This is a genomic window from Streptomyces albicerus (assembly GCF_008905045.1).
Classification (GTDB): domain Bacteria; phylum Actinomycetota; class Actinomycetes; order Streptomycetales; family Streptomycetaceae; genus Streptomyces; species Streptomyces albicerus.
Window position 1 is genome coordinate 1 of the sequence record NZ_VWMY01000132.1, and the last position, 15403, is coordinate 15403.

Annotated in this window: 11 protein-coding genes; 5 read left to right on the top strand and 6 right to left on the bottom strand. The window is 71.8% G+C overall.

Annotated elements, in window-relative coordinates; genetic code table 11:
- Window positions 1-136: 136 nt before the first annotated feature.
- The 3 genes from GAS53_RS52500 to GAS53_RS52510 form a co-directional block, all read right to left on the bottom strand.
- Window positions 137-1501, bottom strand: coding sequence for a phosphomannomutase/phosphoglucomutase (locus tag GAS53_RS52500; protein WP_151484910.1), 1365 nt, complete (start codon window positions 1499-1501; stop codon window positions 137-139).
- A 116-nt stretch (window positions 1502-1617) separates the two neighbouring features.
- Window positions 1618-3234 (bottom strand): L-lactate permease, encoded by a 1617-nt coding sequence (locus GAS53_RS52505; RefSeq protein ID WP_151484911.1) that lies wholly within the window; start codon window positions 3232-3234, stop codon window positions 1618-1620.
- Window positions 3235-3398: 164 nt separating this feature from the next.
- The gene (locus GAS53_RS52510) at window positions 3399-3776 is read right to left on the bottom strand and encodes a DUF3499 domain-containing protein (RefSeq protein ID WP_151484912.1); all 378 of its coding nucleotides are present in this window, start codon (window positions 3774-3776) and stop codon (window positions 3399-3401) included.
- A 448-nt stretch (window positions 3777-4224) separates the two neighbouring features.
- On the opposite strand from GAS53_RS52510, the gene GAS53_RS52515 reads away from it, so the two are divergent.
- The gene (locus GAS53_RS52515) at window positions 4225-4677 is read left to right on the top strand and encodes a metallopeptidase family protein (RefSeq protein ID WP_151484920.1); all 453 of its coding nucleotides are present in this window, start codon (window positions 4225-4227) and stop codon (window positions 4675-4677) included.
- Between the two features lie 84 nt (window positions 4678-4761).
- Here the strand turns inward: GAS53_RS52515 and GAS53_RS52520 are convergent, their stop codons facing one another.
- From GAS53_RS52520 to GAS53_RS52530, 3 genes are all read right to left on the bottom strand, one after another.
- On the bottom strand, window positions 4762-6330 hold the full coding sequence (locus tag GAS53_RS52520) for a DUF5719 family protein (RefSeq protein ID WP_151484913.1): 1569 nt from the start codon (window positions 6328-6330) through the stop codon (window positions 4762-4764).
- Window positions 6327-10028: a glycosyltransferase family 2 protein gene (locus GAS53_RS52525; RefSeq protein ID WP_151484914.1), complete on the bottom strand. Its 3702-nt coding sequence runs from the start codon at window positions 10026-10028 to the stop codon at window positions 6327-6329. Before GAS53_RS52525 ends, GAS53_RS52520 begins: the two co-directional genes overlap by 4 nt.
- A 226-nt stretch (window positions 10029-10254) precedes the next feature.
- On the bottom strand, window positions 10255-10518 hold the full coding sequence (locus GAS53_RS52530; protein ID WP_053723761.1) for a WhiB family transcriptional regulator: 264 nt from the start codon (window positions 10516-10518) through the stop codon (window positions 10255-10257).
- A 734-nt stretch (window positions 10519-11252) separates the two neighbouring features.
- Between GAS53_RS52530 and GAS53_RS52540 the strand changes: the two genes are divergently transcribed.
- The 4 genes from GAS53_RS52540 to GAS53_RS52555 all read left to right on the top strand — a co-directional run bounded on the left by GAS53_RS52540 (window position 11253) and on the right by GAS53_RS52555 (window position 15287).
- Window positions 11253-11744 carry a cysteine dioxygenase gene (locus GAS53_RS52540; protein ID WP_151484916.1) on the top strand — a complete coding sequence of 164 codons (492 nt, stop codon included), beginning with the start codon at window positions 11253-11255 and terminating at the stop codon, window positions 11742-11744.
- 90 nt (window positions 11745-11834) lie between these two features.
- On the top strand, window positions 11835-12794 hold the full coding sequence (gene cofD / locus GAS53_RS52545; RefSeq protein WP_151484917.1) for a 2-phospho-L-lactate transferase: 960 nt from the start codon (window positions 11835-11837) through the stop codon (window positions 12792-12794).
- Window positions 12791-14137 carry a coenzyme F420-0:L-glutamate ligase gene (locus GAS53_RS52550; RefSeq protein WP_151484918.1) on the top strand — a complete coding sequence of 449 codons (1347 nt, stop codon included), beginning with the start codon at window positions 12791-12793 and terminating at the stop codon, window positions 14135-14137. The genes cofD and GAS53_RS52550 overlap by 4 nt, the downstream gene beginning before the upstream one ends.
- A gap of 118 nt (window positions 14138-14255) precedes the next feature.
- Window positions 14256-15287, top strand: a complete 1032-nt coding sequence (locus GAS53_RS52555) for a DNA-3-methyladenine glycosylase family protein (protein ID WP_151484919.1) — start codon at window positions 14256-14258, stop codon at window positions 15285-15287.
- Window positions 15288-15403 lie beyond the last annotated feature (116 nt).

Consider the following 15403-nt stretch of genomic DNA (forward strand, 5'->3'; position numbering starts at 1 on the left):
CCTCACAGCGCTCGACGGGCTGGATTGGTGCGGACTCGGCTGGAGGTGCGGGGCTGGGCTGGGAGGTGCGGCGGGTTCTGTCCCTCCCAGCCCAGTCCCTCCCAGCCCAGCCCAGCCCAGCCCAGCCCCTCAAGCGTCAGCCTCTGATGATCTTCAGGACCTCGTCCCGTACCGTCGCCATCGTCGTTTCGTCCCTCGCTTCCGCGTTCAGGCGGAGGAGGGGTTCCGTGTTGGACGGGCGGACGTTGAACCACCAGTCGGCGGCGGTGACCGTGAGGCCGTCGAGTTCGTCGAGGGTGACGCCCTCGCGGGCCTCGTAGGCGGTCTTGATCGCGGCGAGGCGGGCCGTCTGGTCGTCGACCGTGGAGTTGATCTCGCCGGAGCCGGCGTAGCGGTCGTACTGGGCGACGAGGGCGGAGAGGGTGCCCTCCTGGCCGCCGAGGGCGGCGAGGACGTGGAGGGCGGCGAGCATGCCCGTGTCGGCGTTCCAGAAGTCCTTGAAGTAGTAGTGCGCGGAGTGCTCGCCGCCGAAGATCGCGCCGGACGTGGCCATCTCGGCCTTGATGAAGGAGTGGCCCACGCGCGTGCGTACCGGCGTGCCGCCGTTCTCCCTGACGACCTCCGGGACCGACCAGGACGTGATCAGGTTGTGGATGACCGTGCCCTTGCCGCCGTGCCTGGCCAGCTCGCGGGCGGCGACCAGGGCGGTGATCGCGGACGGGGAGACCGGCTCGCCGCGCTCGTCGACGACGAAGCAGCGGTCGGCGTCGCCGTCGAAGGCGATGCCGAGGTCGGCGCCCTCCTCGCGGACGCGCTTCTGGAGGTCGACGATGTTCGCCGGGTCCAGCGGGTTCGCCTCGTGGTTGGGGAACGTGCCGTCCAGTTCGAAGTACATCGGGACGAGGGTGAGCGGCAGGCCGGCGAAGACCGTGGGGACCGTGTGGCCGCCCATGCCGTTGCCCGCGTCGACCACGACCTTCAGGGGGCGGATGGCGGTCAGGTCGACGAGGCCGCGCAGGTGCGCCGCGTAGTCCTCCAAGGTGTCCCGCCGGGTGATCGTGCCCGGCGTCGCGTCCGAGGACGGGGCGCCCGAGTCGATCCAGGACTCGACGAGCTCGCGGATCTCGGCGAGGCCCGTGTCCTGGCCCACCGGGGCGGCGCCCGCGCGGCACATCTTGATGCCGTTGTACTGCGCCGGGTTGTGCGAGGCCGTGAACATCGCGCCCGGGAGGCCGAACGCCCCCGACGCGTAGTACAGCTGGTCCGTGGAGCACAGCCCGATCTCGGTCACGTCGACGCCGCGCGCCGCCGCCCCGCGCGCGAAGGCCCCCGACAGACCCGGTGACGAGGGGCGCATGTCGTGCCCGGTCACGATCGCGTCAGCGCCCGTCACCTGCGCGAAGGCCACGCCGAACAGCTCGGCCAGCTTCTCGTCCCACTGGTCCGGGACCACCCCGCGTACGTCATACGCCTTCACGAGCTGCGACAGATCAGCGGTCACGGCCAACCTTCCTGGAGTCCTCAACGGTGACCCCAAACTACCCGTACGAACTGACACTCGGCCGTGCGGGACCTGAGCGGGCACATACGGACATCAGGCACGGACTTCGCAGGGGCTCACGGAAGCATCCATTCCAGAACGGGTGAGCTCTGTCCGACGACGATCAGGCACATGACCAGCAGCAGTCCGAGACTCCACGGGAGCACCTTGCGCAGCAGGTCCCCCTCGCGGCCCGCGAGCCCGACCGCCGCGCAGGCGATGGTGAGGTTCTGCGGCGAGATCATCTTGCCCAGGACACCGCCCGAGCTGTTGGCGGCCGCGAGGAGCTCCGGTGACAGCCCGGACTCGCGGGCCGCGGTCACCTGGAGGGCGCCGAACAGCGCGTTGGCCGAGGTGTCCGAACCGGAGACCGCCACACCGAACCAGCCCAGGACCGGAGACAGGAAGGCGAGTCCCGCGCCCGCCGCCGCCACGAAGTGGCCGATCGTGGCCGCCTGTCCGGACAGGTTCATGACGTACGCGAGCGCCAGGACGGATGTCACGGTGAGGATCGCGAACCTCAACTCGTGGACGGTGGCCGCCCATTCTCTGAGCGCCACGCGCGCGTGCACCCCGAGAACGACGGCCGTGCACACCCCGGCGAGCAGCACCAGCGTGCCGCCCGTGGACACGAGCGGCAGCGACAGGACATTGCCGCCGACGGGCTCGCCGTCCGGGTTCGCGACGTTCAGGAAGGGCCAGTCGAAGGTGCGGGTCGCCTTCGCCAACTGGTCCTTCACCGGCGGGATCTGGGCGATGGAGAAGATCACGACGATCAGCGCGTACGGGGAGTACGCTCGCAGCACCTCGGGGCGCGGGTCGTGCTCGTCCAGGTCCTCACTGCGTACGCCGGTCAGGACCGCGGCCCGTACGGGCTCGGCGGCGGGCCTGCGCGCGTGCGGCACCGCAACCAGTGCGCCCGCGCCGGCCAAGGCGGCTCCGATGTCCGCCAGTTGGGCGGAGACGTAGTTGGAGGCGGCGAACTGCGCGACGGCGAAGGCGACTCCGCAGGCCATCGCGGGGACCCAGGTCTCGCGCAGGCCGCGCCGGCCGTCCACCAGGCCGACGAGCACGAGGGGCACGACCAGGGCGAGCAGCGGCGTCTGACGGCCCACCACGGAGGCGACGGAATCCAGTGGCAGACCGGTGACTTGAGCGAGCGTCACGACCGGTGTGCCCATCGCACCGAACGCGACCGGCGCGGTGTTGGCGACCAGCGCGACCACCGCGGCGCGGACGGGGTCGAAGCCCAGCGCGACCAGCATCACCGAGCAGATCGCGACGGGCGCGCCGAAGCCCGCGAGGGCCTCCAGGAGCGCGCCGAAGCAGAAGGCGACGACGAGCGCCTGGATGCGCGGGTCGTCGGAGAGCCGCCCGAAGGAGCGGCGCAGGATGTCGAAGTGCCGGGTGTGGACGGTCATCCGGTACACCCAGAGGGCGTTGACGACGATCCACAGGATGGGGAAGAGGCCGAACACGGCGCCCTGGGCGGCGCTGGAGAGCGTCTGGCCGACGGGCATGCCGTACGCGAGCCAGGCCACCAGCGCCGCGGCCGCGAGGCCGATGAGACCGGCCCGGTGCGCCTTCATACGGACACCGCCGAGCAGGACCAGGACGATGACGAGGGGCAGGGTCGCGACGAGTGCGGACAGGCCGAGCGAGCCGGCCACGGGTTCCAGTTCCTGGACGTACACGGAGCCTCCCCGGATTCCGCGATGCGGAAAGCGATTTCTCACGGGTGGGGGAATGGTCGTGTCCGCGACAAGCCCGCGTCAATGGGCGTGCGTCACCGAGTGGAACGTGCACGGGATGCGCACGGGGTGAAGTTCCCGTCGGGGAACGGGGATTGGGGGACGGCTCAGGAGTCCGGCGAGCGCAGCACCCGCAGGTGGCCGCGGCGTGCGACCTCCATCGGGTCCGCCCCGCGGGCGCTGCCGCCACCTGCCTGCGCGGCGCGCTCCTGCGGGCGGGCCGCCTCGCGTACCGCGTTGGCGAGCGCTTCCAGGTCGTCGCCGCTGGGGCGGGAGGGAGCGGAGCCGTCGGCGAGCCTGACGACCTCCCACCCGCGCGGGGCGGTGAGGCGCTCGGAGTGCTCGGCGCACAGGTCGTAGCAGTGGGGCTCGGCGTAGGTGGCGAGCGGGCCGAGGACCGCGGTCGAGTCGGCGTAGACGTACGTCAGCGTCGCGACGGCGGGACGGCCGCAAGCGGTGCGCGAACAGCGACGTACAGGGCTCACGACGTTGGACGGTACCGCACTCTTGAGCGGGCCGCGACGACTCTCCCCCGGGTCACTCCACCGTGTCGTGGTGTGACTCCGGACACAGGGGGGTCGGAGGTGACCTTGTTGACCTGGACGTACGGGGGTTGACGAGATTTCGGACAGGGTCATGTGTGGTCACTAGTTGATGCAAAAGCTGTCAATTGCCGTTGTTCCTGTGGTCCTGGAGGATATGGAAACGAGCCCAAGCTTGGCTGGAATGGTCATCCGGTGACGTGCCCGGGTCGTGGATCGCTGCGGGTTCGTGGGGGCCGGCCGCTCCCCCACTCTCGGCTTCGCTCGAGCAGGGGGACCCCCATCGCCGCGGAGCCGCACAGCACACAGCCCCGCGCCCCTGACGGTCGCCCTTACGCGGCGCGTGTGTGCGTGCGCGTGCAGGTCGGGCGGGGACTACTCTTCGTCAGTGATGGACAACCCCGTACCGCCCCGTGCCGCCGAACCCAGGCCCCGTCGTCGTGATCGACACGGGCGGGGGATGCGTGGGCCCGTGGCACCACCGCAGGTGCCGCTGTCGGCCAGTCGGGCAGAGGTGTTCGCGGATCTGGTGCAGGACTCCGTGGAGCGGCTGGAGCGGCGGTGGCCGCAGCTCGCCGACATCGACTTCCTGGTGCTGGAGGTGCCCCGGCTCGACCCGGCGCGGGACGGGGGCTGGGGCGACGAGGCGGTGCCCCTCGGCGGCACGATCCCGGCGCGCGAGGGCCGGCCCGCCCGGGTCGTCGTGTACCGGCGCCCGGTCGAGATCCGCACCAAGGGGCGCGACGAGCGGGCCGCGCTCGTGCATGAGGTCGTGGTGGAGCAGGTCGCCGAGCTGCTGGGGCTGACTCCGGAGACGGTGGATCCCCGGTACGGGGAGGACTGAGCGCCGAGGGAACTCACGCGCGCGGGCCTGAAAAACCCGTACGCGAAAACCCGCACGCGCGTGGCAGCCGACGTTCTGCGTCCCCTACTTCTGCAGCACCGACAGGTCCTGCTCCGCGTCCGGTACCCCAACCGTTCCCCGGTCGTCCGGCAGGGTCTGCACCGTGAACATCGGCACGCCTCCCTGGGCCGCTTCGAGCGTGCGCGCGGCGTAGACGGGACCGCCGCCGGAGAGCGGCTCCACGGTGAGGGCATACGTGCCCTTGAGGCCGCTGGGGGCGGGCAGCTGCACGTTCTGGGTGGTGCCGCCCTTGATCGTGTACGTCTTCGTCGCGGCCGTGCCGCCGTCGCTGCCCGCGGAGGCCGTGATCTTGACCTTCGCACTGCGGCCCGGGGCGACCAGGGAGAGTGTGGAGCCCTTGGCGCGGTTGTCGGCGGCCGTCGCGCGCGTGCCCACCGGGCTGGTGGCCGGGATGAACGCCGTCTCCTGCTTGTCGCCCTTGCCGCGTACGACCCGGAGGGCCGCGACGACCGGGGTGGACTTCTCGGTCGGGGTCAGCACCAGGGAGCCCGCCTCGCCGCGCGTGACGTCTCCGAGGTCGACGGCGGCGGTCATGCCTGCCTTCACGTGCAGCGTCTCGTTCCCGGCGGGGGTGATCGTGCCGGACGGCGAGGCGAGCCGCACCTTCAGGTCGGCGTCGGCGTCACCGGGCGCGAAGGCGACCAGGCGCACGGACGTGGCGTCCTTCGGGATGCCCGGCAGGACGAGGCTGCCCGCCGGGCTGGTGGAGGCGGCCAGCCAGTCGCCGCCGAGCTTGTCGTCGAGGGCCTGGACGGCGGCGGCGACCCGGCCGCTGCGGACCGTGACGTGCACGGTGAGATTGGTCTCCGGCTCGTCGATGAGCGTGGACAGCAGCACCGCCTCGCTGGAGCGCGGCGGGATCTGGATGCCCTCCCCCACCGTCGACTTGAGGGCGCCGTCCTTGCCGTACAGCTCGATGTCGGCGACGGCCGCGGAGTCGTCCGGGTTGGTCAGGTGCACGTAGTCCGTGCGCTCCTTGGCGGTGCTGGCGCCCGGGAACCAGAACTGCGTGTCCGGGGCCGTGCAGTTGGTGCCGAGCAGGCCGCGGCCGCTGCCCGCCTCGACCTCCGTGGTCTGCTGCACGGTCCAGCCGGGCGCGAACCTGCCCTCCGCGGTACCGACGAGCGCGGGCGACTCGGCGCCGGAGGCCTCGCCGGTGACCGGCTTGCCCGGCTCCTTCGGCGTCAGGACGGCCTTCTCCTTACCGTCCTTGTCGTCCTTCTTGCCGTCGTCCTTCTTGCCGTCGTCCTTCTTGCCGTCGTCCTTCTTGCCGTCGTCCTCGGACTTGTCCGCCGTGCCGCCGGCCGGGTCCTCGCCCGCCGACGCGAGTTCCGCGGTGCCGCCCGTGCCGGTGCCCTTGGTGACGGGCGTGAAAGACGTGTACGCGGTCTCGGCGAGGTCCGAGGTGCTCGGAGCCGGGCAGAGCAGGCTGGTGCGCTCCACGGGCAACTGGGCGGCCGTCTTCGCCGTGTCCCCGCCGGCGGATGCGTCCGGCTCGGAGAGCGAGGCGAATCCGGTGACGGCGGCGAGCGCGGCCACGCCGGCGATCAGGGAAACGGTGGTGCGGTTCACTGCTGGCTCCCGTCGGGGCGCTCACTGTCGGTGCCGTGCGGCGGCTGCTGCTGTTGCTGTTGCTGTTGCTCCGGGTCGTACGGCGCGTCGTAGCCCTGGGCGTACGTCTGCGTCGGGTCGTACGCCGCGTTCCCCGTGCCGTACGACGCGTACGGGTCGTACTGGCCGGCCTGGTACGGGTCCGCCTGGTACGGCTGCTGGTCGTAGGTGCCCGCCGGGTACTGCGGGGTGCCCTGGTAGTGCTCGCCGCCGTAGGTGCCGTACTCGGCGCCCGCGTACGTCGTCGTGTCCCACTCGCCGTAGGCCTGCTGCTGCGGGGCCTGGGCGGGGACGGGAGCCTCCTCCGGAGGAGGAGGGGGGGAATGCGGCGGGAAGTCGGGCGTGAACTGGTCGGGCTGATCCGCCTGTTCGGCTTCCGCCTGGGCGCGCAGCCTGCGGGCTCTGCGGCCCTCGCCGGAGGCGGCCTGGGCGGGGACGACGGGCTCCTCGGGGAGGTCGTCGTCGACGTCGCGGCGGCGGCCCGGCAGGGCGAGCACCACGAGGACGACGGCGAGCGCGCCCTGCGCCCACAGCCAGCCGATGTGGCTCATCGGTGCCTCGTAGGTGACGTCCAGTCGGCCCGCGGCGGCGGGCAGTTCGAAGCCCTGTGCCCAGCCGTCGACCGTGGTCCTGGTGAGCGGCTTCCCGTCGAGGGTGGCCGTCCAGCCCTCGTCGGCTGTGTCGGCGAGGCGCAGCATGCGGCCGTCGGCACCGGCGGGGACCTTGGTGTGCAGCTCGACGGGGCCCGCGGCGATGGGCTGCGGGTCGCCGGACTCGGGAACGATGGCCGCGCGCGCGACCTGCCGGTCGACACGCCACAGGGCGCTGCCGTCCTGCTGGCTCAGCCGGCTCAGGCCGGGGGTGGCGTCCAGGACGCGGCTGACCTCGCGGGGCGCGCCGTCGCGCACGAGGACGTAGCGCACGGCGAAGCCGCCGAGCTGGTCGGCCTGGTCGGCGCCGGAGCCCGCCACGAGGTTGGCGACGACCTTGTCGAGCGTCTTGTTCTCGCCGTCCGCCGCGGCCAGTTCGGCGTCGCCGAGGCGGGCGCCGGAGCCGCGGACGAGCGTGTAACCCACCTTGGCCGCCGAGTCGCTGTCCAGGACGAGCGTGCGGGCCTGGTCGCGGGTGCCGCTCTCCTCTGCGACGAACGCCGGCACCTGGACGGGATCGCGCCGCTCCAGGGGCCCGTCGGCGCCGCGGATCATCCACCCGGCGGCGACGAGCAGAGGCCCGGCGGCCGCGGCGAACGCGATGAGCACGGCGACCGGCTGACGCCAGCCGAAGCTCTGCTCGGCCACGCGCGAGCGTGCCCCGTCGGCGCCGAGCGCGGCGGCGGCGAGGAAGGCGAGGCCGTAGACGAGGGTGGCGGGTCCTGCCCAGGTGGAGCTGTTCGACAGGACGGCGAAAACGAGCGCCACGAGGGCGGCCGCCCAGGCAGTCCAGATTCCCAACTGACGCTCTGTGCGCATCAGTGCGGCCACAGCGGCGCACACGATGCCGACGAGCATGAGCCCGCTGACCGTGCCGGGGCCGCCCGGGCTGCCGCCCAGCAGGTCGAGCGCGGAGGCCGCCCCCGACCCGTACTCCATCCCGGCCTCCTTGAAGAAGCCGAACGGGAGCAGCGACAGCGACCAGGGGGCGAGGACCAGCAGCGGGGTGCCGAGCTGGGCCAGGAAGCGCAGCCCGTAGGCGGTGATCTCGACCCGGCGCACGGCCAGCAGTGCGAGGCCCAGGACCAGCGCGATGGGCCACACGATCGGCGTGAAGGCGGTGGCGAGGGTCAGCAGGAGCGCGTACGCCCAGGTGGCGCGCCAGCTGCCGCGGGCCGTCTCCGAGGCGAGGCCGCTCGCCGCGATGCCCGCGCGCGCGATGAGGGGCAGCAGGACGGCGAGTACGGCGGTGCCGATGCGGCCGCCCGCGAGCGCGCCGGTGGTGGCGGGCAGGAAGGCGTACGCGACGGACGCCCAGGCGCGCAGCAGGCGCGACTCGACGAGCGGCCGGGAGGCGAAGTACGCGGCGAAACCGGCCAACGGCACCGAGCCGACCAGGAGGACGGTGACGGCGAGACCTGTGGAGCCGAACAGCACGCTCGCGAGCATCGCGACGAGCGCGAGATACGGCGGCGCGGACTGCGTACCGCCGGCGCCGACCGGATGCCAGGCGTCCAGGTAGCGCGACCACAGCCCGGAGGAGTCGGCGGGGGCGGGCAGCAGGGCGCCGCCCGCGAGCGCGCCGCCGCCGAGGAGTTCACGGCAGGCGATGAGCGAGAAGAAAAGGAGGACTACGAAGAGCATCGGTCCCGGTTTGCGGGCGACGCGCTTGAGGCGGGCGAACTGCTCGACCTCCAGGAAGTCGGCGTCGTCGCCGCCGGGTCCGGACTCGACCGCGCCGCCGTGCCGCCCGGCCGCGTTCAGCTCCGGGTCGGTGCGGCTCACGAGGCTGCCCGCGGCCTGTTCGACGGTGGCCCGCACGGTCGCGCCGGGCGGCGGGAACAGCGGGCGCAGCTCGCCCTTGTCGACCTGGGGGCGGCCGCGCCTGCGCCGGCCCGCGATGATGCGCTCCGGGCGCAACAGCGTCCCCAGGAGGCCGCGGATCTCGTCGACCGCCTGCCCGGGGACCTTGCCGACGAGGTACGCGACCGTGCGCAGCAGCGTGCCCACCACGAGCCGTACGAGGACCCAGGGGAGCGCCGCGCTGCGGGTGTTGACGAGCAGGGTGTAGGTGGCGCCGGCCTTGTCGACCTTGTGCGGGGAGGCGGAGGTGCGGCCCACGCAGTCGACGGTGCGCCGCTCGCGGGAGGACGCCTCGGCGTGCCGTACGACCGCTTCGGGGGCGACGAGGACGCGGTGGCCCGCGGCCTGGGCGCGCCAGCACAGGTCGATGTCGTCGCGCATCAGGGGCAGCCGCCGGTCGAAGCCGCCGAGCTGCTCGAAGACGTCGCGGCGGACCAGCATGCCGGCGGTGGACACGGCCAGCACAGGCCGTACGTGGTCGTGCTGGCCCTGGTCCTGTTCGCGCCGGTCGAGGCCGGTCCAGCGGCGGCCGCTGTTCGCGATGGTGACGCCGACTTCCAGGAGCTGCCTGCGGTCGTACCAGCCGCGGAGCTTCGGGCCGATGATCGCCACGTCCCTGCCGAGCTCCCGCTCGTTCTCCACGACGCGCAGCAGCTGGGCCAGGGCGTCGGGCTCGGGGGCGCAGTCGTCGTGCAGGAGCCACAGCCACTGCTCGGGCTCGCCGTACGGCAGCTCCGGCATGTCGTACGCGTCGTCGCGCCAGGTGCGGGTGACCGGGTCCCAGCCGCTGGGGCGCTTCAGGTACGGCAGGTCGTCCGGGGTCAGCACGCCCGCGGTACGGGCGGCCTCCTCGACTGCCTGGCCGAAGCCGGTGCGCCGGGCGAGGTGCAGCACCCGGTCGGCGCCGAGGACGTCGGTGACCAGCCGGGCGGAGTCGTCCGCGCTGCCGGTGTCGGCCGCCACGGCGCTCTGAACGGGGCGTTCCTGACCGAGCAGCCCGGAGAGGGCGTCGGGCAGCCAGCGGGCACCGTCGTGGGAGACGAGCACGGCGGTGACCACGTGCCTCGGAAACTCAGGCGCGTTGGCCGGGTCGAACGCTGCGGCGGCAGTGTCGTACTGACCTGCCGAATGGCTGTGCACGGACATCGAGGTACGGGCCCCGGTTCGATGGACTGCGGTGGACGCCTGTGGCCTCGGGGGACAACGGGGCGTCTCGGACGGAGGCCCACACTAACGGCTGGGCAACACAGCGGCCCGCCGCCTGTGGACAACCAAGGGGCGACGGGCCGTTCGTTACATGTCAGTACGTAGGGGTGTGCGCCGTTCGATCGGACGACGGTCGGATGGCGATCACGTCGCGATCAAGCCACGATCAGACGGCGGCCTTCTTCAGACGGCGCCGCTCACGCTCGGACAGGCCGCCCCAGATGCCGAAGCGCTCGTCGTTCGCCAGCGCGTATTCAAGGCACTCGGAGCGGACCTCGCAGGCGAGACAGACCTTCTTGGCCTCGCGGGTGGAGCCGCCCTTCTCGGGGAAGAAGGACTCGGGGTCGGTCTGCGCACAGAGCGCCCGCTCCTGCCAGCCGAGCTCCTCTTCGGCCTCGTCGACCAGCAGTTCCTGAAACAGCTCGGTCATGTGCGCCCCTCGTCCGTCTCGCGTCCCCGTGATGCTGCCGTTACCGATTTCGGCTGAACGACACGAGTGAAATTACAAGTGTGCCGATCCGGGCCAGTCAAGCCGAGATCTGCTATTGGGCCCCTTATTCACTCTGCGGAACCAAGGCTATGCGGAAAGTGTTCAAATCGGCATAAACCCCGACAGACAAAAGAGACCCAGCCGGGGCTCCGCCTCCGCACAGGACCTGTACAGAGAAGGACGCTCAGGAGTTCGATCTCGTTCCTGCTCGGACGACGAAGCGAACCGGATCACATGTGGATCACACGGATCACATAAGGATCACGGGGTCACAACGAGGTTTGTGCGCCCGGTTGTGCGCCATGTGTCCGCACGGGCTCCTGCACAAACCTTTCGCCACGGAGATGAACCGGATGAGGTGAAACACCGCCCACATACCGGACGTCAAGTTGACACTGCCTGTGTGAACCGCTGTCCTTGTGGGCATGCTCGCGAACTTGGCACTCACCTCGACCCGCACCGCCGGGTCCCTCGGTGCTGCCCACGCTCGCTGTAGCTGTTGCTGTCGCAGCTGTTGAGCCGACCGCGCTCCCGCTGCCGCCGGATCCACTGAGAACCGGCCGCTGGTCCCCTCCGCCCGCACCAGGGCAATCCCATACGCCCGCGACCCGGGCGGACGGTACGCGACACCACAGACCTCCAGCGCTCTCTTCCACCGAGGAACCACAGCACCCATGAACAGCGACAGCGACCTCCAGATCGCCGGCGACATCCTCGAAGTGCCGCACCTCCTCCAGCCACCGCGCGAACATCCGGCCACCGTGGCCGAGTTCGTCGGCCTCGCCCGCTCCGTCGCGGCCGACCGCTCCCAGTGGGAGCACCTCGTCCAGTACGACGCCACGTCCCGCTGGTACCACCGGCTGCGCATCGGGCCCGGCTACGAGGTGTGGCTGCTCTCCTGGGTGCCCGGACAGGGCAGCGGGCTGCACGACCACGGCCGCTCCTCCGGCGTACTCACCGTCCTGGAGGGCGCGTTGACCGAGCGCACGGAGCGGGGCACGCGCGCGTTGAGCGCCGGAGCGCAGCGGGTGTTCGCGCCCGGGTACGTGCACGAGGTCGTCAACGACTCGCTCGAACCGGCCATAAGCCTGCACGTCTACTACCCGGGGTTGACGGAGATGCCGATGCACGCCGTCCGGTGCGCGGTGGCCGAGGTCTCCGGCTGAAGTCGTGACCAGCCTCCGGCTGAGGCCGTAACCGACCGGGGTCTCGTAACCGGCTGACGCGTTGTCGTAGCCGCCTGCAAGACTGCTTGCATGCGCATTGTGGTTCTGGCAGGCGGCATCGGTGGTGCCCGGTTCCTGCGTGGTCTGAAGCAGGCCGCGCCGGACGCGGACGTCACGGTCATCGGCAACACCGGGGACGACATCCACCTCTTCGGGCTGAAGGTCTGCCCGGACCTCGACACGGTGATGTACACACTCGGCGGCGGTATCAACGAGGAGCAGGGCTGGGGGCGGGCCGACGAGACCTTCCATCTCAAGGAGGAGCTCGCGGCGTACGGGGTCGGGCCGGAGTGGTTCGGGCTCGGCGACCGGGACTTCGCGACGCACATCGTGCGGACGCAGATGCTGAGCGCCGGATATCCGCTCAGCGCGGTCACCGAAGCGCTGTGCGACCGGTGGAAGCCGGGCGTCCGACTGATCCCCATGTCCGACGACCGCGTCGAGACGCATGTGGCCGTGGAGGTGGACGGTGAGCGCAAGGCCATTCACTTCCAGGAGTACTGGGTGCGGCTGCGGGCCTCCGTGGACGCGCACGCCGTGGTGCCCGTCGGGGCCGACCAGGCCAAGCCGGCGCCCGGGGTGCTGGAGGCGATCGCCGAGGCCGACGTGGTGATCTTCCCGCCGTCCAACCCCGTCGTGTCCGTCGGCACGATCCTCGCCGTGCCCGGCATCCGCGAGGCCATCGCCGATGCGGGCGTCCCCGTGGTCGGCCTCTCCCCCATCGTCGGGGACGCGCCCGTGCGCGGCATGGCCGACAAGGTCCTCGCGGCCGTCGGCGTCGAGTCCACGGCCGCCGCGGTCGCCGAGCACTACGGCTCGGGACTCCTCGACGGCTGGCTCGTCGACACGGTGGACGCCTCGGCGGTGGAGCGGGTCGCCGCCGCGGGCATCCAGTGCCGGGCCGTACCGCTGATGATGACCGACCTCGACGCGACGACCGAGATGGCCCGTCAGGCGCTGACGCTGGCGGAGGAGGTGCGGGACGCTTGAGCGGCGAGGCCGAGGGACTGCCGCCGGGTGCGCCCGGTTTTCGCGTCTGGGCTCTGCCCGGGATGCCCGAAGTACGGCCGGGGGACGATCTCGCCAAGTTGATCGCCAGTGCCGAGCCCGGGCTCGTCGACGGGGATGTGCTGCTGGTCACCTCGAAAATCGTGTCCAAGGCCGAGGGACGGATCGTCGAGGCGGTGGACCGGGAAGCGGCCATCGACGCCGAGACCGTGCGGGTCGTGGCGCGGCGCGGGGCGCTGCGGATCGTGGAGAACCGGCAGGGGCTGGTGATGGCCGCCGCCGGGGTCGACGCCTCCAACACGCCCTCCGGGACCGTGTTGTTGCTGCCCGAGGATCCCGACGCCTCCGCGCGCGCGATCCGGGACGGGCTGCGGGACGCGCTGGGCGTCGAGGTCGGGGTCCTCGTCACGGACACGTTCGGGCGGCCCTGGCGGACCGGGCTGACCGATGTCGCCATCGGGGCCGCCGGAGTGCGCGTGCTCGACGATCTGCGGGGCGGCACGGACGCGCACGGCAATCCGCTCAGCGCCACCGTCGTCGCCACCGCCGACGAGCTCGCCGCCGCCGGTGACCTGGTCAAGGGCAAGGCTTCCGGGCTGCCCGTCGCCGTCGTGCGCGGGCTGCCCCATGTGATGGTGCCCCATGCGATGGGCACGGACGGCGAGGACGAAGGGACCCGAGGCATGGTCCGGGGTGCGCGCGACGACATGTTCCGGCTCGGCACCTCCGAGGCCGTACGGGAGGCCGTGACCCAGCGGCGTACCGTACGGGCCTTCACCGACGAGCCCGTCGACCCGGGTGCCGTACGGCGTGCGGTGGCCGCCGCCGTCACCGCGCCCGCGCCGCATCACACGACGCCGTGGAGATTCGTACTCCTGGAGACGGCCGAGGCGCGGACGCGGCTCCTCGATGCCATGCGGGACGCCTGGATCGCCGATCTGGAGCGGGACGGGAAGAGCGCGGAGTCCATCGCCAAGCGGGTGCGGCGCGGGGACGTGCTGCGGGGCGCGCCGTATCTCGTCGTGCCGTGTCTCGTCATGGACGGGTCCCATACGTACGGCGATGCCCGGCGTGACGGGGCCGAGCGGGAGATGTTCGTGGTCGCCGCGGGTGCCGGTGTGCAGAACTTTCTCGTCGCGCTCGCCGGGGAGCGGCTCGGGTCCGCGTGGGTGTCGTCGACGATGTTCTGCCGGGAGGTCGTGCGGGACGTACTCGGACTGCCGGAGGGGTGGGATCCGATGGGGGCCGTCGCCGTCGGGCATGCGGCGGAGGAGCCGAAGGCCCGGTCCGAGCGGGATGCGGGGGCGTTCATCGAGGTTCGCTGACCGAAGTCTGCCGAAGTCTGCCGACCGAAGTTGGCCGAAGTTGGCCGAGTGCGCTGACGCCCGGCGTGGGGCGCCTACTCTCGTAAGGCATCCCCCGAGTACCTCTAGGACCTCATTCGTGGCCGGACGTTTCGATCCGCGGCCCACGCGTACGACTGTGCGCGGCGGGCATGTCGTTGTGCCTGCACAAACGCAGGCGCGAGGGCCGGGGCCGGGCCCGGGGGCTCGGTCGGCCGGCGTCGGCGGGCGCACGCGGAGTTGGGTGCCGCCCTGGCCGCTCGATCTTGGGCTCGTGCTGGGGCCGCTGCGGCGGGGGCCCGCCGATCCGACCTTTCGTACGACTCCGGACGGGGCCGTGTGGCGGGCCAGTCTCACGCCTGTCGGGCCCGGGACCTTGCGGGTGTCCGTGCGCGGGGGTGCCGTTCAGGGGGAGGCGTGGGGGCCGGGGGCGGACTGGTTGCTGGAGCAGCTGCCGCGGATGCTCGGGGAGTTGGACGATCCCGGGGCCTTTGAGCCTCGGCATCGGCTGGTGGCGTTGGCTCGGCATCGGCGACCTGGGTTGCGGCTGACGCGTACCGGGCTGGTGCTGGAGTCGTTGATTCCGTCGATTCTTGAGCAGAAGGTCACGACGGACGAGGCCTATCGGGCTTGGCGGTTGCTCGTGCGGAAGTACGGGGTGCCTGCGCCCGGGCCTGTGGGTGGGCGGATGTTCGTAATGCCCGAGCCTCGGGTCTGGGCCTTGATTCCCTCCTGGGAGTGGCATCGGGCCGGGGTCGACAACAAGCGGGCTTCGACGATTCTGCGGGTCGTTCGGGTGGCTCGGCGGATGGAGGAGGCTGTCGGGTTCGAGGCGGGGCGGGCCCAGGAGCGGCTTGAGCTGGTGGCGGGGGTGGGGCCCTGGACCTCGGCGGAGACTGTGCAGCGGAGTCATGGGGCGGCGGATGCGGTGACGGTCGGGGACCTTCACCTTCCCGGGATCGTCGGGTATGCGCTGGTGGGCGATCGGGATGCGGATGACTCCGTGATGTTGGAGCTGCTGGAGCCGTATGCGGGGCAGCGGCATCGGGCGGCTCGGCTCATTCTGTTGAGCGGGCGGACGCCGCCTCGGCGGCAGCCGCGGATGCCTCGTGGGGATATTGGGCGGTTGTGACTGGGGGGGGTGACTTGGGGGGGTGACTTGGGGTGTGACTCGGGTTTGTGACTTGGCTGCGGGGGTGCCGTCCTCCAGGGTTTTCGCCCCCGCCGCCCCTACCCGTCCCATCCCTG